At 37.6% G+C, this 20462-nt stretch carries 20 protein-coding genes and 1 other annotated feature; of the genes, 16 read left to right on the top strand and 4 right to left on the bottom strand.

Going from position 1 to position 20462, the window contains the following annotated elements; genetic code table 11:
- Window positions 1-39: 39 nt before the first annotated feature.
- From pdxS to B3D98_RS05570, 6 genes are all read left to right on the top strand, one after another.
- Window positions 40-924 carry a pyridoxal 5'-phosphate synthase lyase subunit PdxS gene (gene pdxS / locus B3D98_RS05595; RefSeq protein ID WP_281217523.1) on the top strand — a complete coding sequence of 295 codons (885 nt, stop codon included), beginning with the start codon at window positions 40-42 and terminating at the stop codon, window positions 922-924.
- A 1-nt stretch (window position 925) separates the two neighbouring features.
- Window positions 926-1489: a pyridoxal 5'-phosphate synthase glutaminase subunit PdxT gene (pdxT, locus tag B3D98_RS05590; RefSeq protein ID WP_066037875.1), complete on the top strand. Its 564-nt coding sequence runs from the start codon at window positions 926-928 to the stop codon at window positions 1487-1489.
- A gap of 49 nt (window positions 1490-1538) precedes the next feature.
- Window positions 1539-1758 (top strand) — a binding site (T-box leader).
- A gap of 75 nt (window positions 1759-1833) precedes the next feature.
- Window positions 1834-3114, top strand: a complete 1281-nt coding sequence (serS, locus tag B3D98_RS05585; protein WP_066037876.1) for a serine--tRNA ligase — start codon at window positions 1834-1836, stop codon at window positions 3112-3114.
- 141 nt (window positions 3115-3255) lie between these two features.
- Window positions 3256-4590, top strand: coding sequence for a sigma 54-interacting transcriptional regulator (locus B3D98_RS05580; RefSeq protein WP_054548498.1), 1335 nt, complete (start codon window positions 3256-3258; stop codon window positions 4588-4590).
- Between the two features lie 108 nt (window positions 4591-4698).
- On the top strand, window positions 4699-6030 hold the full coding sequence (gene brnQ / locus B3D98_RS05575; RefSeq protein ID WP_288581506.1) for a branched-chain amino acid transport system II carrier protein: 1332 nt from the start codon (window positions 4699-4701) through the stop codon (window positions 6028-6030).
- A complete protein-coding gene (locus B3D98_RS05570; protein ID WP_066037877.1) occupies window positions 6027-7622 on the top strand; it encodes an amidohydrolase in 1596 nt (531 codons plus the stop codon). The genes brnQ and B3D98_RS05570 overlap by 4 nt, the downstream gene beginning before the upstream one ends.
- 95 nt (window positions 7623-7717) lie before the next feature.
- Here B3D98_RS05570 and tadA read toward each other — a convergent pair whose 3' ends face one another.
- Window positions 7718-8233 carry a tRNA adenosine(34) deaminase TadA gene (gene tadA, locus B3D98_RS05565; protein WP_081010911.1) on the bottom strand — a complete coding sequence of 172 codons (516 nt, stop codon included), beginning with the start codon at window positions 8231-8233 and terminating at the stop codon, window positions 7718-7720.
- 223 nt (window positions 8234-8456) lie between these two features.
- On the opposite strand from tadA, the gene B3D98_RS05560 reads away from it, so the two are divergent.
- From B3D98_RS05560 to B3D98_RS05515, 10 genes are all read left to right on the top strand, one after another.
- Entirely contained in the window at window positions 8457-8792 is a 336-nt protein-coding gene (locus tag B3D98_RS05560; RefSeq protein WP_004233978.1) for an ArsR/SmtB family transcription factor, read from the top strand.
- 20 nt (window positions 8793-8812) lie between these two features.
- Entirely contained in the window at window positions 8813-9766 is a 954-nt protein-coding gene (locus B3D98_RS05555; protein WP_066037878.1) for a cation diffusion facilitator family transporter, read from the top strand.
- Between the two features lie 66 nt (window positions 9767-9832).
- Complete coding sequence (locus tag B3D98_RS05550; RefSeq protein ID WP_048390994.1) at window positions 9833-10165, top strand: metal-sensing transcriptional repressor; 333 nt, start codon at window positions 9833-9835, stop codon at window positions 10163-10165.
- Window positions 10166-10196: 31 nt separating this feature from the next.
- Window positions 10197-10403 (top strand): copper chaperone CopZ, encoded by a 207-nt coding sequence (gene copZ, locus B3D98_RS05545; protein WP_008179670.1) that lies wholly within the window; start codon window positions 10197-10199, stop codon window positions 10401-10403.
- An 81-nt stretch (window positions 10404-10484) separates the two neighbouring features.
- Window positions 10485-12896: a heavy metal translocating P-type ATPase gene (locus B3D98_RS05540; RefSeq protein ID WP_288581495.1), complete on the top strand. Its 2412-nt coding sequence runs from the start codon at window positions 10485-10487 to the stop codon at window positions 12894-12896.
- Between the two features lie 198 nt (window positions 12897-13094).
- Entirely contained in the window at window positions 13095-13730 is a 636-nt protein-coding gene (locus B3D98_RS05535) for a deoxynucleoside kinase (RefSeq protein ID WP_004233969.1), read from the top strand.
- A complete protein-coding gene (locus tag B3D98_RS05530; RefSeq protein WP_004233968.1) occupies window positions 13730-14398 on the top strand; it encodes a deoxynucleoside kinase in 669 nt (222 codons plus the stop codon). Before B3D98_RS05535 ends, B3D98_RS05530 begins: the two co-directional genes overlap by 1 nt.
- A gap of 77 nt (window positions 14399-14475) precedes the next feature.
- Window positions 14476-15015, top strand: coding sequence for a TIGR00730 family Rossman fold protein (locus tag B3D98_RS05525; RefSeq protein ID WP_369580771.1), 540 nt, complete (start codon window positions 14476-14478; stop codon window positions 15013-15015).
- Between the two features lie 129 nt (window positions 15016-15144).
- Window positions 15145-16053, top strand: a complete 909-nt coding sequence (locus tag B3D98_RS05520) for a methyl-accepting chemotaxis protein (RefSeq protein ID WP_016995248.1) — start codon at window positions 15145-15147, stop codon at window positions 16051-16053.
- 99 nt (window positions 16054-16152) lie between these two features.
- The gene (locus B3D98_RS05515) at window positions 16153-16773 is read left to right on the top strand and encodes an RraA family protein (RefSeq protein ID WP_115674562.1); all 621 of its coding nucleotides are present in this window, start codon (window positions 16153-16155) and stop codon (window positions 16771-16773) included.
- A 45-nt stretch (window positions 16774-16818) separates the two neighbouring features.
- On the opposite strand, the gene B3D98_RS05510 is transcribed toward B3D98_RS05515, so the two are convergent.
- The 3 genes from B3D98_RS05510 to B3D98_RS05500 all read right to left on the bottom strand — a co-directional run bounded on the left by B3D98_RS05510 (window position 16819) and on the right by B3D98_RS05500 (window position 20324).
- The gene (locus B3D98_RS05510) at window positions 16819-18093 is read right to left on the bottom strand and encodes a cation:dicarboxylate symporter family transporter (RefSeq protein WP_016995246.1); all 1275 of its coding nucleotides are present in this window, start codon (window positions 18091-18093) and stop codon (window positions 16819-16821) included.
- A 92-nt stretch (window positions 18094-18185) separates the two neighbouring features.
- Window positions 18186-19064 (bottom strand): response regulator, encoded by an 879-nt coding sequence (locus tag B3D98_RS05505; protein ID WP_048391012.1) that lies wholly within the window; start codon window positions 19062-19064, stop codon window positions 18186-18188.
- Window positions 19065-20324, bottom strand: a complete 1260-nt coding sequence (locus B3D98_RS05500; RefSeq protein WP_053075680.1) for a sensor histidine kinase — start codon at window positions 20322-20324, stop codon at window positions 19065-19067.
- Window positions 20325-20462: the final 138 nt, after the last annotated feature.

The raw sequence follows: 20462 nt of genomic DNA, 5'->3' as shown, positions 1-20462 counted from the left end.
TATTATACTAAAATTCATCATAAAGGTGGAGGTTAGAAAATGAAACAAACAGGTACAGAGCTAGTAAAGCGTGGAATGGCAGAAATGCAAAAAGGCGGCGTCATTATGGATGTCATTAATGCAGAGCAAGCAAAAATTGCAGAAGCTGCAGGTGCTGTAGCAGTTATGGCATTAGAAAGAGTACCTTCAGATATTCGGAAAGCAGGTGGCGTTGCACGCATGGCTGATCCTCGTATTGTTGAGGAAGTGATGGGGGCAGTAACTATTCCTGTGATGGCCAAAGCACGTATTGGTCATATTGTTGAAGCACGTGTCTTAGAAGCAATGGGTGTTGATTATATTGATGAAAGTGAAGTTTTAACACCAGCAGATGAAGAGTACCATTTATTAAAAAGTGAATACACAGTACCGTTTGTGTGTGGCTGTCGCGATTTAGGGGAAGCAGCCCGTCGTATCGGGGAAGGCGCCTCGATGTTACGAACTAAAGGTGAACCAGGTACAGGGAATATTGTGGAGGCCGTTCGCCATATTCGTAAAGTAAATGCACAGGTTCGTAAAGTCGTAGGAATGACAGAGGATGAATTAATGACAGAGGCGAAATTACTAGGAGCTCCTTTCGAGTTATTAAGAGAAATTAAACGTATTGGTCGTTTACCAGTAGTAAACTTCGCAGCAGGAGGAGTGGCAACGCCTGCTGATGCAGCCTTAATGATGGAACTTGGAGCTGATGGCGTTTTCGTTGGTTCAGGTATTTTTAAATCTGAGAACCCTGAAAAATTTGCACGTGCCATTGTAGAGGCGACTACTCATTATAAAGACTATAAGCTTATTGCGGAAATATCAAAAGAGCTCGGAGTGCCAATGAAGGGGATTGATATTGCACAGCTTGGACACAACGAGCGTATGCAAGAGCGAGGTTGGTAGCATGAAGCGAATTGGTGTATTAGCATTACAAGGAGCAGTTCGTGAGCATATACAAATGTTAGAAGCTCTTGGTTGTGAAGCAATTCAAGTAAAACAAAGAAAGGATTTAGGAAACCTAGATGGACTTGTGTTACCAGGTGGAGAAAGCACAACAATGAGAAAATTGCTGGATCGATTTGATCTGCTAGAGCCAATTCGTGGACTTGCTCAGCAAGGATTACCGATGCTTGGTACATGTGCGGGATTAATTTTATTAGCCAAGGATCTAATTGAAGATGAACCACATTTGGCTGTGATGGACGTGACTGTAGCAAGAAACTCATATGGACGTCAGGTGGATAGCTTCGAAGTACAACTAGATATTCCTAAAGTAGGTGTAGGGATTCCAGCAGTATTTATTCGTGCACCTCATATTGAAGCGGTAGGTAAAGGTGTTGAAATTCTTGCACAACATGAAGGGAAAATAATCTTGGCACAAGATGGCCATTTATTGGGTTGTTCGTTTCATCCCGAATTAACAGAAGATACACGAATTCTTGAATATTTTGTAACCTCTATGGTATGACTTGCAAAATTTGTTTTCTTATAGTACAGTATGTTTAAATTTTAAATAACTGAACACGATGATGGGAAGTAGTAGCAAGCACGTTTTTTTTAGAGAGTCAGCGGTTGGTGGAAGCTGATAAAAGCACTTGTGAATCCGTCCTGGAGTTGCACAGTCGAAGTGAATGAAGTAGGCTGTAGCCGGCTGAAATGCCGTTATGAAATAAGTGGATTAGGCAGAAATATGTCTAGTCAATTAGGGTGGCAACGCGGGTAGCTCTCGTCCCTTTTTAGGGATGAGGGCTTTTTTGTGTTCATTTCGCTGCAACGATTTTCCATCATGAAGAAACTATTGGAGGTATGAAGATGTTAGATATTAAACGCGTCCGTGAGAATTTCACGGAAATTAAAGAGATGTTATTAACACGTAATGAAGACTTGGGAAACTTAGATGACTTTGAAGACTTAGATGCAAAACGTCGTGAATTGATTGCCAAAACAGAAGAATTAAAAGCAGAACGCAATAAAGTGTCTGAACAAATCTCAGTTATGAAACGCAACAAAGAAAATGCTGATGAAGTCATTGCTCGTATGCGTCAGGTTGGCGATGAAATTAAAGAATTAGATGTACAATTAAATAATGTTGAAGAACGCTTTAAAGATATGATGATGCGTTTACCAAACATCCCACATGAATCTGTACCAGTAGGCACAACAGAGGACGACAATGTTGAAGAATATACGTGGGGTGAAATTCCGACATTTGATTTTGATATTAAAGCACACTGGGACCTTGCTACGGATTTAAAAATTGTAGACTTTGAACGTGGCGCGAAAGTAACAGGTAGCCGTTTCTTATTCTATCGTGGTCTTGGTGCTCGTTTAGAACGAGCATTAATGACATTCATGATGGATTTACATGCAGAGGAGCATGGTTACGAGGAAATGTTACCACCTGTCATTGTTAATCGAGATAGCCTAACAGGTACAGGGCAACTTCCGAAATTTGAGGAAGATGTATTCAAATTAGAGGAAACAGATTATTTTATGATTCCAACTGCAGAAGTACCAGTAACGAACTTCTATCGAGATGAGATTTTACCGGCTGAAGCTTTACCACAAGGCTTTGCAGCGTATAGTGCTTGCTTCCGTTCAGAAGCGGGATCTGCAGGTCGTGATACACGTGGTTTAATTCGTCAACACCAGTTCAATAAAGTAGAATTAGTACGTTTTGTAAAACCAGAGGAGTCATACGAACAATTAGAGCTATTAACAAGTCATGCAGAAAAAGTATTACAATTACTAGGCTTACCATATCGTAAGTTAAAAATGTGTACAGCTGATTTAGGTTTTACTGCAGCGAAAAAATATGATTTAGAAGTTTGGATTCCTGCACAAAACATGTACCGTGAAATTTCTTCTTGCTCTAACTTTGAGGATTTCCAGGCACGACGAGCAAATATCCGCTTCCGTCGTGAGCCAAATGCAAAACCAGAATATGTGCATACATTAAACGGCTCAGGTCTTGCCATTGGCCGTACAGTTGCTGCTCTTCTAGAAAACTACCAACAAGCTGATGGCAGCGTAGTAATTCCTGAAGTTTTAAGACCTTATATGGGCGGTAAAGAAATAATCGCACCAAAATAAACGACAGATAAAGCTATTTTAGACAATTCCTTTATGGATGTTCTAAAATAGCTTTTTTGTGTTGCTAAAATTGAAATCTCTCATAATTTTTGAAAATTCGTTATAATGGGTAATATTCATGGGGACAAGGGGGAGAAATTCATGGAATTGCAACAATTTGCACAGGCTTTCAGTGAATTTGATAATGTTTTAATTACAGATGATAAAGGCTGTGCAATCTTTTATGATTTAGCAGATTTAAATATATTATTGGAAATCGGCTTAACACCAGATGAATTTTTTCACAGCACAGTGACTGATAATTATCAAAATTTATCACCTGAGACAAGTACTGTTTTTCAAGTCATACAAACAGGGCAGCCAGTTTTATACTATGAACAACAACTGACAACATTGAACGGTTTTAGTTATTTATCACTGAGTTCGACCTATCCCATTATGGAGCATGGAAAAGCCATTGGTGCCATTGAATTTTCAAAACATTTTTATGAAACTAAGCAAATTAAATACTTAGATAATTTCCTGGGACATAAATTATATCGAGATAATCATACAACCTATCGTTTAGAGGATTACATTACAACAAACGCCGAAATGAAAACTCAACTTGAAAAGGCACGTCGTAGTGCTCAAAAAAGTGCACCAGTTTTACTAACTGGGGAAACTGGAACTGGGAAAGATATAATCGCACAAGGCATACACAATGAAAGTGAACGCTATACAAAGCCGTTTATTACTTTGAACTGCTCAACATTAACAGAGGATAATATATTTACTCAGCTATACGGCTCGGACAATGAAGCAAAAAGTGGAAAGTTACAGGAGGCTAATGGAGGAACGCTACTCATTGACCACCTTAATTTATTGGATATATCTTTGCAGGCGAAACTTTTACATGCGGTAGATATAAAAGTGTTAAATGGTGAGCCCTTGGATATACGGTATATTACTACTGTCAATGAAGATGTGGACAAACTATTAGCTGAAAAAAGGCTACGCGAGGACTTATTTTATCGCTTAAATGTTCTTCAAATTGATTTGCCACCGCTAAGATTAAGGAAGGAAGATATTCCACTTATCCTTGATTTTTATATACAATTTTACAATGAACATACACTACAGAAAAATGTAAGCTATTGTAATGAAGTAATTCAGTTATTTTATGCCTATCATTGGCCGGGGAATGTGCGTGAACTAAAAAATGCCCTTGAATCGGCATATAATAATTTGCTTGGGGATGAAATACTTGTTGAACATGTTCCAGAGAGGATTAAAAAAAATGTTCAACATTCAACTCAATCGATCATGCAAAACAACCAATCTGGACATTTACGAGATTTAACGGAAGCCTACGAGCGTCTAATTATAGCGGAAAAGTTGCGTGAAACTGATGGACGATTAGCGGAAACAGCTAGACGTTTAGGTATATCTCGTCAATTACTAAAATATAAGTGTTTAAAATATGAATTGTTGTAAAAAAAATTTTACAAAAAGGGGATAAAAATTTATCTCCTTTTTTTGTGTTATTAAATTTTTTATTATTTAGATAAATCTTCTGTAAACGATTATAAAGGGGTTGAGGATATGTCTAAAGTTGTGCAGCATACGATAATCGTGGGGCTAGCCTTATTTGCTATATTTTTTGGTGCTGGGAATTTAATATTTCCGCCTTCCATAGGAAATAGTGCAGGGGAATCATGGATCTCCGCTCTGATGGGCTTTAGCTTAACAGGTGTTATTTTACCTGTGCTTGCGGTGTATGCAATTTATAATACTGGGGGAACTGTGGAAGCGCTCACAAGACCAATCGGAAATTGGTTTTATAAAGCCTTTAATACGGTCATGATGGTTTGTATTGGGATGGTTGTCACAATACCGAGGATGTCAGCGACAACTCATGAATTAGGGGTATCACAAATTATTCCGAACGTACCTTTAATTGTGTCAGTATTAGCATTTTTCGCGATTTGCTTTTACTTTGCGATGGACCAATCAAATGTGATCGATAAGATTGGAAAATGGTTGACGCCTGTTCTTGTTCTTATACTTATTATCCTCATTGGTAAAGGGGTATTAGACCCAATAGGAGCGGCAATTAATACAGGAGCAGAAAGGGTTTTTGCCAACTCCATAATAGCAGCCTATCAAACAGGAGATGTGGGAACAGGTATTCTTTGTGCGCCAATCTTTTTAGCAGCAATAGTGGGCTATGGCTATAAAGGGAAACAATCTAAAAAGGTCGCGCTTGGTGGAATGGCTATTGCTACAATAGGGTTAATTGCAGTATATGGTGGCCTGCTCTATTTAGGGGCTACAAGTAGTGGCATCATCACAAATCCTGGCAGTGATACAGAACTATTAGCGGGCATTGCCTTTAGTGTCATTGGTAATTTGGGTAAAGCGTTACTAGCTATATGTGTTGTTTTTGCCTGCTTAACATCAGCGATTGGTGTCATGGTCATATCCTCACAGTTTTTAAATGAACTAACAAAAGAGAAGCTTGGCTATAGAACGTGGGTCTTTATTATGTGTGTAGTAGGCGCAACTATTGGCTCCTTAGGTGTAGGTGCCATCGTCGAAATTACATTGCCGATTTTCTTGGTAATTTATCCAGTCATTATTGTACTTGTGCTACTGGGAGCCTTTGATCGTTTTGTCCCAAATGCAGGAGCCTATAAAGGAACTGTGCTATTTGCATTTCTAGTAAGCGTCGTTGAAACATTTGCTAGCTATGAAATTACGATACCTGGTGTGACACAGTTGGTCATGCATTTACCATTGCAGTCTAGTGGATTTGCTTGGATTATGCCATCTATTGTTGGCTTTATTATCGGTACTATTTTGCATAAGGTGCTGAAAGCAGAAGATCCTGAAAAATCTACTTTTGGTATAGAAGAAATAGGAGTTGAAAAATGATGCAAATTATTTGTAACGCAAAGATATATACAGCAGATACTATTCAGCCATCTGCAACTGCTATGGTAATCGAAGGAAGAAAGATACTTTGGATTGGACAACAGGAAGATTTACCCCCCTATCAGGGAGAAATAATAGATTTACAAGGAAAGGTCATTATTCCTGGGATTATTGACGCTCATATGCATCCGATTATGTTAGCGGATGTTATGGAACAAGTGGCTTGTTTACCTCCATATATTTATTCTATTGAGGATATAATTAATGCATTAGCAAACTATGATGCAAGTCAGCGGGGATGGCTATTAGGCTGGGGCTATGATGAAGGGAAACTAAAGGAAAAAAGAGCGCCTTTAAAAGAGGACTTAGACCGTGCCTCTACAGAGTTACCTGTCATTGTTATGCGTACATGTGGTCATATTATATCGGTTAATAGTAAAGCATTAGCAATCGCAGGTATTACGAAGGATACGCTTGATCCACAGGGTGGACAAATCGATCGGGATGAAAATGGAGAACCTACAGGCGTACTGCGTGAAAATGCACGTAATCTAGTACTACAGCATTTACCTACACCATCTGAAGAAGAGATTGTCAAAAGGCTTCTAAAGCTATCACAAACTTTGGCATCCTATGGTGTAACAAGTATTACAGAATTAATGGCCACGGTAGCACCAATTGATTATTTAGGCCTGTATCGTAAAGCCCGAGAAAAAGGTTTTAAGCAACGCGTAGCAGTTTATTATATCTGGGAAGATATTCAACGATATGAGCTGTTGACAGCAAATACTATTGATCGTTCTGCAGGAGCCTATATCGGAGGCATTAAGCTATTTTCGGATGGCAGTGTTTCAGGCCGTACAGCACTTGTTTCTGAGCCATTTTTGGGAAGTGATGAAAAAGGCATAGCGATGACTTCGAAAGAGGAGCTGCTAGCGGCTGCTGCGGTAGCAAAAGAATATGGTATTCAATTAGTGGTTCATGCAATGGGGGACAGAGCCATTGATCTAATTGTCGACACATTTTATGAGGAAAAGGCTTGGTTAACAGATGCACCGTCTGTTCGTATTGAGCATGCAGCCATGCCATCTAAAAGTGCCTTGCAAAAAGCTGCTGAATGGGGGATAGGCTTTGTGCCACAACCCATCTTCTTATTTTGTGAAATTGAGAGTTATTTAGAGAATCTAGGGCTAGAAAAAACACAGACATTATATGGTGTACAAACATTTCTCAAGAGGGGGATTGCGACAGCGCTCTCTTCAGATGCGCCTGCTACATCATGGGCAGAAGCGGCTAATCCCTTTGTTACGATACAAGCAGCTGTTACACGAACAGCCTATGATGGAACAGATTTAGGTACCGCAGAAAAAATCTCTGTAGAGGAGGCATTACAGCTATACACAGCTGATGCCAAGACGATGATTCGTATGGAGAACGTTGGTCAGTTAAAAGAGGGCTATGAAGCTAATTTTGTTGTACTAACAGACGATTTGCTGACGCTTTCACATAACCAGCTTATGCATGTAAAACCATTCGCTACATATATCGAAGGAGAATGTGTTTTTACACAATCCACTATTCAAGCTCAATAAATTAGTTATGAAGATGGTCGCTGCTACGACATATTTCATATATATCGCCATTCCCTTAAATATTAAAGAAGGTGTCTCATTAGGAGGCACCTTCTTTAAAGACCATTTACATCGTTGGAAGCTAATCGTGCTTTTTTCTCAGCTTTTTTACGGTCTCGTAATGCCTTAAAAAAGTCTGTTAAAATTTGACCACATTCCTCGGCTAAAATCCCTTCTGTTACATCACATTCATGATTAAAGCGTTCATCATTTAATAAATGGTAAAGAGAATCTACACAGCCAGCTTTTTGATCTCTTGCCCCATAAACAACTCGGGGTACACGTGATTGGAGAATGGCTCCTGCACACATTGGACAAGGCTCCAATGTAACATAAAGAGTAGTATCCTCCAGTCGCCAACTCCCTATTTTTTTGCAGGCTTCTTGAATCACTAACAGCTCCGCATGTGTTGTTGCATTTTGCGTTGTTTCTCTTAAATTATGCGCACGTGCAATGATTTTTCCTTCATAAACAAGTACTGCACCAATTGGTACTTCCCCAAGTAATGCAGCCTGTTGAGCTTCCTCTAATGCTTGTTTCATAAATAAACGATCTGCGTCAAAAATATCCACTCATATCTCTCCTTAACAGTAGTGTAGCGTGCTGAATTGGTAATTGCTACTTTTAACTTCTTTTCGGATGTTATATTCATCTAAAATCATTGCAGCCATGCGTAAGCGATTGATATGTAATATGTCGAAGCATAAATACTTGTTGACATTCCTTATATATCCATATATATTTATATATGAACACATGGTCATATATAAATATTGAAGAATGGGGTAAACTTCTATGGATGAAAAATTAAACAGTTCAGAAATGCAAAAAAATATTGATCAGCATTTAGATGAAGAGACATTATTTGTAGTATCTCAGACTTTTAAAGCCTTGAGTGATCCAACACGAATTCGTATTTTAAACTTACTTTGTTCAGATGAACATTCTGTTAATGATATTGCAGAAATTTTAGATTTAGGCCAATCAACCGTTTCCCACCAATTACGCTTTCTTAAAAATTTAAGATTGGTGAAATTTAGGAGAGAAGGAACAACCATATATTATTCTAAGGACGATGATCACATTATGAATTTATTGAAGCAGGCTATTGAGCATGCGGCTCATAACTAAAATGAAATGGGGGAATAACAATGGGACATCAACACGACCATGGCCATGATCATACACATGGTGCAAATAAAAAGGTATTATTACTGTCGTTTATTATTATTACAGGGTATATGGTAGTGGAAGCCATTGGTGGCTTTTTAACAAATAGTTTGGCTCTTTTATCAGATGCAGGGCATATGTTAAGCGACTCTATCTCTTTAGGCATAGCAATGTTAGCTTTTATGTTTGGGGAAAAAGCTGCAAGCTATAGTAAGACATACGGCTATAAACGATTTGAGATTCTAGCTGCAGTATTGAATGGCATTACATTAATAGGAATCGCATTATTTATTTTCTATGAAGCAATTGAACGATTTACAAACCCACCAGAAGTAGCTACAACTGGAATGCTTATAATTAGTATAATTGGTTTGTTCGTAAACATTTTAGTTGCCTGGATTATGATGCGTGGAAGTGATACAAAGGATAATTTAAATATGCGCGGAGCATTTTTACATGTACTAAGTGATATGCTAGGGTCTGTAGGAGCTATTGTTGCGGCACTATTAATTATGTTTTTTGGCTGGGGCTGGGCAGATCCTCTTGCAAGCGTTATTGTTGCATTATTGGTCGTACGAAGTGGCTACCATGTCACAAAAGCCTCCATTCATGTCTTAATGGAGGGGACACCTTCAAATGTAGATGTTCAGGAGATTATTCAGTTAATAGAGCAGACTGATGGAATAGAAAGTATCCACGATTTACACATCTGGACAATTACTAGTGGAACGAATGCATTATCCTGTCATGCGGTTGTAAATGATCAATTGAAAATAGCTGAGAGTGAGCATATCTTGCGGAAAATTGAACATAATCTTCAACATAAGGACATTAAGCATGTATCAATTCAATTAGAAACATCCTTACATCGACATGATAATTCTATTTTATGTAAATTAGAAAATGACCATGAACATCATCACGATGAAAAATAAAATTTTTTATGACTTGCATACCCTTCTTGGGTATAGTATGATAATTACAAATAGGAGGTGTAGTGAATGGAGGAGACAGTAAAAGAAGAAGCTTGTCATACAGAGGAAGCTACGTCTTGCCGAAAAAGTCATCACCCTGAACGTGTGAAAAAGGATTTAACAACTCGCTTAAATCGAATTGAAGGTCAGATTCGTGGTATTAAGGGAATGATTGATAAAGACGTTTACTGTGATGATATTATTACGCAACTATCTGCTACACAATCTGCATTAAATAGTGTGGCAAAAATATTATTAGAAGGTCATTTAAAGGGCTGTGTTGTGGATCGTCTATCAGAGGGCGATGAAGCAGTATTAGATGAGTTAGTAATAACGATTCAAAAGTTAATGAAAAAATAGATTAAAAACATACAAAAGGAGAGATTTTATTATGCAAAACGTAACATTAAACGTACAAGGAATGTCATGTGGTCATTGTGTAAACGCGGTTGAAAAAAACGTTGGTGCTTTAGCTGGTGTTGAACAAGTAAAAGTAAATTTAGCAGAAGGTTTAGTTGATGTTGTATTTGACGATGCACAAGTATCACTTAATCAAATTAAAGAGACAATTGATGATCAAGGCTATGAAGTAAAATAAAATTTTTAGAGTGCTTCTGTGGCACTCTCTTATTTTCAAAAATATATACCCCCTGTCGGTATAAGGAGAGGTGAAAGGTAAATGAGTTCTGATCATAAGGAAGCTAATTTGCAAATTACAGGGATGACATGTGCGGCCTGTGCCACTCGAATAGAAAAAGGGTTAAATAAAATGGATGGTGTAGAACATGCAACAGTAAATTTAGCACTTGAAAAATCATCTATTAAATATGACCCAACTAAACTAAGTGAAGCAGATTTTGAAAAGAAAATAGAAGCACTTGGCTATGGTGTTGTTAAACAAAAAGCTGAACTTGATATTACAGGTATGACATGTGCAGCCTGTGCAACTCGCATTGAAAAAGGGTTAAATAAACTAAGTGGTATTTCCTCTGCTAATGTCAACTTAGCACTGGAAAAAGCGATGATTGAGTTTAATCCTTCGGAAGTATCCATCTCAGATATCATTACAAAAGTTGAGAAGCTAGGCTATGGGGCACATCAAAAGGCAGATGAGCAGGAAACAGTGGATCATCGTGAAAAAGCTATCAAACAGCAACAACATAAATTTATTTTATCGGCAATACTTTCTTTACCACTGCTATGGACGATGGTTGGTCATTTTTCCTTTACGTCATTTTTATATGTTCCAGAATTTCTAATGAATCCATGGGTCCAAATGGTATTGGCTACGCCAGTGCAATTTATTATTGGTAAACAATTTTATGTAGGGGCATATAAAGCATTACGCAATGGTAGTGCAAATATGGATGTGCTTGTTGTTATGGGGACATCAGCGGCCTATTTCTATAGTGTCTATCAAGCGATTGTAACGATAGGATCACATCACGGTCCACATCTTTATTTTGAAACGAGTGCTGTATTAATTACACTTATTTTACTAGGTAAATTGTTTGAGGCAAAGGCAAAAGGACGCTCATCTGAAGCCATAAAAAAACTAATGGGACTTCAGGCAAAGACAGCAATCGTTGTACGTGACGGTATAGAAAAGGAGGTACCATTAGAAGAAGTTATCATTGGCGATATTATTTTAGTGAAACCAGGTGAAAAAATTCCTGTAGATGGTGAGGTAATAGAGGGGACAACAGCTGTTGATGAATCGATGCTAACAGGAGAAAGTCTACCAGTTGATAAAAAGCAAGGTGATCTATTATTTGGCTCAACTATTAACAAAAATGGTTTTATTAAAATGACTGCAACAAAGGTTGGACGTGATACAGCATTAGCACAAATTATTAAAGTGGTCGAAGATGCTCAAGGATCGAAAGCACCTATTCAACGTTTAGCAGATCAGATTTCAGGGATTTTCGTACCTATTGTTGTTGGCATAGCCATTGTAACCTTTTTAATTTGGATTATTTGGGTCCGTCCAGGGGAATTTACACCTGCTTTAGAGGTATTAATCGCAGTTCTTGTCATTGCTTGTCCATGTGCGCTTGGGTTAGCAACACCAACTTCAATAATGGCAGGCTCTGGACGTGCAGCTGAGTTTGGTATTTTATTTAAAGGTGGAGAACATTTAGAGCAAACACAAGGCATAGATACAGTTGTTGTAGATAAAACAGGAACAGTGACACATGGTAAACCTGAGCTTACAGATGTTCTGTTAGCGCCAGAGCAAGATGAAGCACGCTTTTTATCCTTAATCGGAGCAGCAGAGAAGCAGTCAGAGCATCCACTAGCAGAAGCCATTGTTCAAGGCATAGAAAAACGCGGCATAGCTTTAGGTGACGTTCAATTCTTTGAAGCAATACCGGGTTATGGTGTGCAGGCAACTGTCTCAGGTCAAGGTGTTATCATTGGCACACGTAAATTAATGCAACAATATAGTATTCATATTAATGATATTTTACCAACAATGGAGCAACTAGAACGAAATGGTAAGACAGCCATGTTAGCAGCCATTAATGGGCAATATGCAGGTTTAGTAGCTGTGGCTGATACCGTGAAAGATACATCAAAAGAAGCTATTCGTCGTTTACAGGATATGGGTATTACGGTCATCATGATGACTGGTGATAACGAGCGTACTGCTCAAGCAATTGGAACAGAGGTAGGCGTGAATCATGTTATTGCAGAAGTCTTACCAGAAGGTAAAGCTGATGAAGTGAAAAAACTTCAAGCCCAAGGGAAAAAAGTAGCGATGGTTGGTGATGGTATTAATGACGCACCTGCCTTAGCAACAGCGAATATTGGGATGGCAATTGGTACAGGGACAGATGTGGCAATGGAAGCTGCAGATATTACGCTTATTCGTGGAGATTTAAATAGTATCGCGGATGCCATTCTAATGAGTAGAAAAACAATGCGTAATATTAAACAAAATCTATTTTGGGCATTTGCTTATAATACATTAGGTATTCCAATTGCTGCACTCGGTCTGCTTGCTCCATGGGTAGCAGGCGCAGCGATGGCCTTTAGTTCAGTTTCGGTCGTATTAAATGCACTTCGTTTACAACGAGTGAAATTATAAATAAGTATAAAGGCATCGGGAAGTAGATTCTCGATGTCTTTTTTCTATGTCATCATGAGAAGAATATCCCAGGTAAATTTACTAGAACAATAGGTTGATTCTGTTTTTCATTTTCCTACTATGATAAAATGAAAGGTACTGATTCATTTTATGTAGGACACAATGATCGAATCCATAGAACAAAAGGAGGAGCTTCTGGTGACGGTTCCATTTGTTACGGTAGAAGGTCCGATTGGTGTTGGTAAAACCTCTTTATCGAAAGAGATAGCGGCGACATTTAATTACCATCTATTAAAAGAAATTGTAGACGAAAACCCTTTTTTAAATAAGTTTTATGAAAACATTGAGGAGTGGAGTTTCCAAACGGAAATGTTCTTCCTCTGTAATCGCTATAAGCAACTAACCGATATTAAAAAATTTCGTTTAGCACATGCCAAACCTGTTGTAGCAGACTATCATATTTTTAAAAATTTAATATTTGCGAAGCGTACATTGGCACCAACTGAATACGAGAAGTATGAGGAAATCTATAGAATTTTAACGAAAGACATGCCTGTTCCGAATGTAGTGGTTTATTTACATGCCAGCGTTGAGACATTAATGAAGCGTATCGCCATGCGAGGGCGAGAGTTTGAAAAGATGATTTCACGTGATTACATGGAGCAGCTTGTGGCTGACTATCATTCTTTTATCGAGCATTTTGAGAGCATGCATCCCGAAATTCCAGTTATCCGATTTAATGGAGATCAGCTTGATTTTGTAAAAAATCCCAATGATTTAAATCATGTTTTAAAAATAATTAAAGATACGTTACAACAAAGGAGTTTGCAATAATGAATTTAAGAGAGAAGTACGATATTCCACCACAAACGGTTATTACGATTGCAGGTACTGTTGGGGTAGGAAAATCGACGATGACAAAGGCTTTAGCAGAGGCACTGAACTTTCGTACCTCGTTCGAGAAAGTAGACACAAATCCATACCTTGATAAATTTTATGAGGACTTTGAAAAATGGAGCTTTCATTTACAGGTCTACTTTTTAGCAGAGCGTTTTAAAGAACAGAAGCGTATTTTTGAATATGGTGGAGGATTTGTACAAGATCGTTCTATTTATGAGGATACTGGCATTTTTGCTAAGATGCATTATGATAAAGGAACAATGAGCCCAACAGATTATGAGACTTATACAAATTTGTTTGATGCAATGGTGATGACACCTTATTTCCCACATCCAGATTTGCTTGTCTATCTTGAAGGACCTATTGATGCAGTTATTGGGCGTATTCAAGAGCGAGGACGTACAATGGAGCAACAAACACCGAATGATTATTGGATAGAAATGCATGAACGCTATGAAAATTGGATAAATAATTTTAATTCTTGTCCAGTTCTACGTTTAGATATTAATGATTATGATTTATTAAAAAATCCTGATGCCATTGAATCAATTGTAAGCCGTATCAGTCATATGCTAAAACAAACAAGCCATTTACGAAAATAAAAGTAAAATAAATGACCAAAAAACGTGAGACAATATATAGCCGATTGTTTCACGTTTTTTGAATAGGAGGGATTATTATAAGAATCGCAGTGTATTGCGGATCCGGTTTGGGTAAAAGTCCTATTTATGCAGAGAAAGCTGCTGAGCTTGGTACAGCACTGGCAAAAAACGGTCACGGGGTTGTCTATGGTGGTTCTAAAACAGGCCTAATGGGGAAGGTAGCCGATGCTGTTTTAGCAGCTGGAGGAGAAGTGATTGGTGTGATGCCAACACATTTACAAAAGCGTGAATTGGCCCATGCCTCATTAACAGAAATTCATATTGTAGACTCTATGCATATTCGTAAAGCTAAAATGGCCGAGTTAGCCGATGCTTTTATTGCTCTGCCAGGTGGCGCAGGGACTTTAGATGAATATTTTGAGGTATTTACTTGGGCTCAGATTGGCCTTCATACAAAACCTGTCATTTTATATAATGTCCATGGATTCTATGATGCACTTCTACAGCATTTTAAAACAATGCTAGAGGAAGGCTTTATACGTGCAGAGCAAAAGAAGTTCTTACGTGTAGCGGCTACCTCTGAAGGGATTTTACGTTTATTAAAAAAACATGGATGAACATTCTCCATGTTTTTTATCTTGATGCAGCAGGTACACTAACATCTGCTGCAATTACACTGAGGCATAATTAATGTAATATAAAATTAAATTTTAAGTAAAAAATTAGTAACGGATGGGGTGTTCTTTATGCATAGTGTAGAGGCTCAAGTAACCGATGATTTAGTAGTACAGGCTATTGAACGCAATATAGCTATTATCCGCTTCGATATGGATAGAAGAGTAGCGTATGTCAATGAACTATTTGCTCAAACATTAGGCTATACAGTGCAGGAAATGCTAGGAAAACATCATAAAGACTTTTGTTTGCCAGATTTCGTTAATAGTATGGAGTACGATAAATTTTGGCGTCACCTAACGGCAGGAAACAGCTATCAGGACAAAATAGAAAGAATTGATGCTAGAGGGAATATAATTTGGCTGGAAGCGACATATATGCCTGTCTTCGCAAATAATACAAGAAAAGTAATAGGTGTATCCAAAATAGCTACCAATATCACCGAACGCCAACATGAGATAGTTAGTGTTGCCGACAAGTTGAAGGGCATGTCTAATAAGCTTTACCAGCGTTCAGAGGCGGGCATTCAAAATAGCCAAGATCTACTAGAAACCATTAAAGTGGTTTCAAAGGAATCAAATGAAAATGTAAGTAATCTTGTACAGCTTCAGAAACAAGCAGATTCTATTAAAGGGATTGTCAAAACTATACAAGAAATTGCCTCACAAACTAATTTATTGGCATTAAATGCAGCTATTGAAGCAGCTAGGGCTGGAGAATATGGAAGAGGTTTTGATGTAGTGGCGAAAGAGGTACGTAAGCTTTCTGTAAGAGTTGAACAATCTATTTCAGAAGTGAAGGATAATGTGGAGGGCATTGAGCGAGAAATTGGTCAGGTGACTGATAGTATTACAAAAATAGCAGAAAAAATAGATAAAACAAATGAACAAATTACTGTCACAGCAAACGACTTTAGTGAAATAGCATCTGCTGCTGAAGCCTTAGACGAGCAATCAAAGCAATTTATTGAAATTATTTAATTCTAATAATGACTACTATTTTCGAGATATATTGAAATAGGATATATTTTTTATTTACAATACTAGTGTAAGTCATTAATCATAATAGGGGTGTTATGTATGACAAAAGTGGAAGTAAGCTTTCAGCATTTACCAACAACAGCTATTTCAGATGCAACTGGTGGGCATACCAATGTGCGAAGTGATATTAAGCCGTTAGCAGACCATTTTAAAGTTGCTGGGCGAGCTGTAACTGTACGTTTACCAGATGGTGAAAATGGGGCAGTTTTGGAAGCGATTAGGGCTGCAAATGAAGGGGATATTTTAGTCATTGATGCAAAAGGAAATACAAACCGAGCTGTTGCTGGAGATTTTGTGATCTCCTTAGCAAAAGGGATAGGTGTACAAGGTTTTGTTGTGGATGGTGTAATCCGTGATATTGCAGCAATTCGCGAATTAAATTTCCCTGTATTTTCGTTGGGCACTACTGTAGCAGCAGGCAATAAAAACGGCGGTGGTCAAGTAAATGTACCGATCGCCATTGGAGGAGTTACGGTTCATCCTGGTGATTATATTATTGGGGATGTGGATGGTGTAATTGTTGTGCCACAGCAAGATGCTGAAAAAATCGTTGTAGCGGCAGAGGCTAAGCTTGAAAAAGATGAAAAACGCGCTCAAGAAGCACATGCCAATGGAAAAGAATCAATTATCGCTTATTTAGATAAAGTGTTAGCAAAATAAAAAAACCCTCACGATGCCATCCAACATCGTGAGGATTTTTTTAAATTACGCTAGATTTTCATTATCATTAAAGTAATTTTTCATCTTTTCTCGATCGAAACGGCCTTCCCATTTAGCCATTACTAATGACGCTAATGAGTTACCAATTACGTTAACAACTGTACGTCCCATATCAAGAATACGGTCAATACCAGCAATGAAGGCTAGTCCCTCAAGCGGAATACCTACAGTACCTAAAGTTGCTAGAAGTACTACGAATGATACGCCTGGTACACCTGCAATACCTTTTGATGTAACCATTAATACAAGCATTAACGTAATTTGTTCACCAATGCTTAGGTGAATACCGTACATTTGTGCAATAAATAATGCTGCAATGGCTTGATATAGTGTTGACCCATCTAAGTTAAAGGAGTAACCGGTAGGTATAACAAAAGATACAATATCCTTTGGCGCCCCTAATTTCTCCATTTTCATCATAATACGTGGTAACACAGCTTCAGAACTTGCTGTTGAGAAGGCTAAAATTAGCTCATCTTTTAATACTTTAATTAAATAGAAGATGCTGATTCCTGCGAATTTTGCCACAAGTCCAAGAACGACAAAGATAAAGAATAGCATTGTTGCATAAACAAGAATTGCTAATTTGGCAAGTGGAACCAGTGAAGCAAACCCATATTTGGAAACGGTTACACCAATTAAACCAAATACCCCTAGTGGCGCGAATTTCATTACGAGGTTTGTTACCCAGAACATAGCATCTGCTACCCCTTGGAAGAAGTCTAAGACTGGTTTCCCTCGATCTCCTACTGCAGCAACCCCTAAACCGAAAATAACTGAGAAGAAGATAATTGCTAGCATATTACCTTCAGCCATTGACTGAATAATATTTGTTGGGACAATGCCTACAATGATATCAAATGGTCCCTCATGCTGAACTTCCTCAGTTGTTGATACATACTTCGAAATATCTCCTTGAGATAATTCATTCATGTTAAGACCTGCACCAGGTTGGAAAATGTTTGCGGAAAGTAATCCAACTACGATTGCAACTGTAGTAATAATCTCAAAGTAAATTATAGATTTCCCGCCTAATCGTCCAAGCTGCTTCATATCTCCAGTACCAGCAACACCAACGATTAATGTCGAAATAATAATTGGTACAACAATCATCTTAATAAGATGTAAAAATATATCCCCTAATGGTTGTAGATATGTCTCAATTTTGGGATTTCCGTAAAAGATACCGCCAACAATGATCCCTAAAATCAAACCGATTAAAATCTGAGCGGCTAAACTGACTTTAAATTTCTTTTTCAAATCCTTTGTACCTCCCCTAATATTAAATTTTTAGGACACGCCTTACTTTAATAATACGGAGGACTTATGGAATCCGACAAAATCCGAGAAAATTAATTTACTTTTGTTAAAATGTCTGAATATAACACTTGAATAAACTTCTTAATATTTACCTTTGCTTTACGATTATCGTGATCTTCAATCTGTGTCATGAGCTGACGAATTTCTTTAAAATCAAAGTAGCGAGGAGCATAGTACTCGAATTCTGAGTTTGTGTAATCAACAACCCCTAAATTAGCGAGATTAATCATGGCAGCTAATATTGTACGACGCACACGCTGCTCGATGGCTTTACTCTCTTTTAAAATTTCATCTGGCGTAGCCTTGGTCACAGCTGCAATTTCTTCATAAAGCTCTTTTAATGGAGGAAGGGGGGCAATCTTGTGCTGGTGAGCAAGTAATGTTTCTATAATGGCAATGATATCCTCACTACCAATTTCCCCGACAATCCCCATATCATTCAAAATAGATTGAATATGGTCTCGTGATGTAGCTTTATGAGTCTTTTGTTCACTTAACTCAATATTTGTAAGTGATTGACGTATCACTAATAGTGAATTTTTAAGTCGAAATTGTTCAGTTGTTTTTTTCAAAACATTTTCGACTTCAATACGATTGATTGGTTTATGAATGAAGAAATCAATTCCTTGCTCATATGCTTCGCCAACCATTTCCTTATTCACTACCTGTGAAATCATAATAAATTGTCCCTCGAAACGATTTTGCATAAGTTGTTCCACAGTTGCTATGCCATCAAGCTTAGGCATCAGTAAATCAATAAGTACAAACTCTGGCTGTGTCATTAAAATTTGTGGAATGGCATCCTCACCATTGCGAGCCTCACCAATAACTGTTCCTAACCCGCTATCTTCAATAATTTGCTTTAACATAACACGACTTGCACGATCATCATCTACAATAAAATACCTCATTTAAGTCTCTCCCGTTTGAATAGTTTGCGTAGGAATTATGATTTTAAACGTTGTGTATTGATTGTTTGATTCAACGGTTATTGAGCCTTTTAATTTTTCTACTAGTTCAGCAACATGTGAAAGCCCAATGCCAGTTGCTGCAACACCATCAACATTGAATTTAGTGGTGTATCCAGGTTCAAAAATAACAGAAATATCTGCTTGTGAAATCCCTTGTCCATTATCACATACGGTTATTACAGTATTATCCTCTTGGCGCTCAATAGCAATAGAAATGATCCCTTGCTTTTCAATAGCCTCAACAGCATTGGCTGATAAATTATTTAATAGAGCAAGGAGTGCAATATGATCTTTCGTTTGAAAATCGAAGTCTATACATGTATTAAATTGTATTTCCTTACCGAGTAATTCTGCATATTTCCTATTACCTTCTTCAATATAATGCAATAATTCAGATAATACAAAAGGGCCAAAGCTCTTTTCACCGACAATCTTTGAAATACCAGCATATATCCGTTGAGAATCCTTTTTCACTTCATGGATTTCCTGGGCAATATGAAGTGCTTGTAAACTTTCCGCTCGAAAACCTAGCGTCTTTAACTGACGATATAATTCATAACCACTACCTGTAATTGTTTCAATATGATTCATTGATTTTTTTAAATATAGTGTCTCCACATAGAGATCAGATCCAATATTCAGCATTTCTTGTACTCGTTTTTTTTGTTCAGCTATCAAAATAGAGCTGTAAATCCCTACTACAAAAAAGCTTCGTAATAATGCTACCGCTAATAGGATCAAGAGATCATGGAGAAATAAAAAAGTATATGTTTGGACAAAAAAGCGGAAAATTTGTTCAGCTAAATTACTGATAACCTCACTAAAAGCAACGAGTAAACCAAGTTTTAGTGGTTTTTCTCTGTATTGTTGAATATCTAAAATTTGCAGGCATACTGCAAACAATACATAAAATAAACCAGCTGGTAAATGGTTAAATATACTCTCGGCTATCGGAACATCATGTAATGTCGAATTAATAACCCGAAAAATAGTTGTCACAATACTGGTAGCTACACCGGCTAAAATAATTGGTGTAGGTTTAATTAATGTGCATAAAAAGAAGACAATGGTTCCTAAACCAAAACGGAAAGTTGTATTAGCAAAAGGCATAATTTTAATTTCACTACCTATTGCGGTCATAACAGCAATAATGAAAATCCAAGTAAGGGAAGCACGCGTCATAAGTAATTTCGATTGCAATTCAACAACCTCCCATCATTGATATAATAAAAAATACCACAACCGAGGCGGAAGTGGTATCTAACAAGTAATACATACAATTTGGGCAAAAAAAAAAACGGCTACATTCGTAGTCGGAAATTTAAAACTGGAGGAGGT

This window comes from Lysinibacillus sp. UBA5994 (genome assembly GCF_002429725.1).
Taxonomy (GTDB): Bacteria; Bacillota; Bacilli; order Bacillales_A; family Planococcaceae; genus Lysinibacillus; species Lysinibacillus capsici.
This window is presented reverse-complemented; position numbering and strand designations above follow the sequence as displayed.

Coding starts and splice junctions, on each gene's coding strand:
- pdxS (WP_281217523.1), top strand. CDS start 40: ATGAAACAAACAGGTACAGAGCTAGTAAAGCGTGGAATGGCAGAAATG.
- pdxT (WP_066037875.1), top strand. CDS start 926: ATGAAGCGAATTGGTGTATTAGCATTACAAGGAGCAGTTCGTGAGCAT.
- serS (WP_066037876.1), top strand. CDS start 1,834: ATGTTAGATATTAAACGCGTCCGTGAGAATTTCACGGAAATTAAAGAG.
- B3D98_RS05580 (WP_054548498.1), top strand. CDS start 3,256: ATGGAATTGCAACAATTTGCACAGGCTTTCAGTGAATTTGATAATGTT.
- brnQ (WP_288581506.1), top strand. CDS start 4,699: ATGTCTAAAGTTGTGCAGCATACGATAATCGTGGGGCTAGCCTTATTT.
- B3D98_RS05570 (WP_066037877.1), top strand. CDS start 6,027: ATGATGCAAATTATTTGTAACGCAAAGATATATACAGCAGATACTATT.
- B3D98_RS05560 (WP_004233978.1), top strand. CDS start 8,457: ATGGATGAAAAATTAAACAGTTCAGAAATGCAAAAAAATATTGATCAG.
- B3D98_RS05555 (WP_066037878.1), top strand. CDS start 8,813: ATGGGACATCAACACGACCATGGCCATGATCATACACATGGTGCAAAT.
- B3D98_RS05550 (WP_048390994.1), top strand. CDS start 9,833: ATGGAGGAGACAGTAAAAGAAGAAGCTTGTCATACAGAGGAAGCTACG.
- copZ (WP_008179670.1), top strand. CDS start 10,197: ATGCAAAACGTAACATTAAACGTACAAGGAATGTCATGTGGTCATTGT.
- B3D98_RS05540 (WP_288581495.1), top strand. CDS start 10,485: ATGAGTTCTGATCATAAGGAAGCTAATTTGCAAATTACAGGGATGACA.
- B3D98_RS05530 (WP_004233968.1), top strand. CDS start 13,730: ATGAATTTAAGAGAGAAGTACGATATTCCACCACAAACGGTTATTACG.
- B3D98_RS05520 (WP_016995248.1), top strand. CDS start 15,145: ATGCATAGTGTAGAGGCTCAAGTAACCGATGATTTAGTAGTACAGGCT.
- B3D98_RS05515 (WP_115674562.1), top strand. CDS start 16,153: ATGACAAAAGTGGAAGTAAGCTTTCAGCATTTACCAACAACAGCTATT.
- B3D98_RS05505 (WP_048391012.1), bottom strand. CDS start 19,064: ATGAGGTATTTTATTGTAGATGATGATCGTGCAAGTCGTGTTATGTTA.